This is a genomic window from Pseudomonas sp. TJI-51, assembly GCF_000190455.2.
Classification (GTDB): Bacteria; Pseudomonadota; Gammaproteobacteria; order Pseudomonadales; family Pseudomonadaceae; genus Aquipseudomonas; species Aquipseudomonas juntendi.
The window spans coordinates 1-588 of sequence record NZ_AEWE02000107.1 but is presented as its reverse complement, the minus strand read 5'-3'; the positions used below and the strand labels follow the sequence as shown (position 1 = coordinate 588).

The 588-nt window shown below is 57.7% G+C and carries 1 protein-coding gene; it reads right to left on the bottom strand.

Features of this window, described 5'->3' with window-relative positions:
• A partial coding sequence (locus G1E_RS28775) for an amino acid permease (protein ID WP_047150081.1) occupies window positions 1-272 on the bottom strand: 272 nt, incomplete at its 3' end.
• Window positions 273-588: the final 316 nt, after the last annotated feature.

The window sequence follows — 588 nt, the reverse complement described above, 5'->3', positions numbered from 1 at the left end:
CCGGCCCAGCGGCCGATGGCCTGGTCGGCGTAGGTGGAAAACGATCCGGTGTCAGGGTGCGCCACGGCCATTTCGCCGAGCATGCGCATGACCAGAACCACCAGGGTTCCGGCTACGAAATAGGAAATTATGGTGGCTGGGCCGGCTGCCGCAATGGCGTGGCCAGAGCCGACGAAAAGTCCGGCGCCGATGATGCCGGCGATAGACAGCATCGTTACGTGTCGTGGCTTGAAACCTTGTGCAAGGTTGCCATCAGATCCCACGGTGTTCATTGATGTTGTTCTCTTTTTGCTAACACAAGGATGGACGGGCAGGCGTAGGCGAAAATAGCTCCTTTGAGTTGGGTAGGTCGACACAATGCTCGCATGCTGTTGTTGATCTTGGGCACGCGTCACAGCGCAAGGTGTCAGTGCGGTTCGGGCTTCATTTAAGCCCCGCAAGGCGGTGGGAAATTACACGAGAACGCCCCGGAACTGTTCGATCACGACAGGGCATTTCCCTTGGCGCCAGATGTCGCGAATGGCATGCCCAATCGCGCCATCTGGCCGTTGGGTGCTTTTGTTTTTCATCTGGTTGTGTATGGCCTGG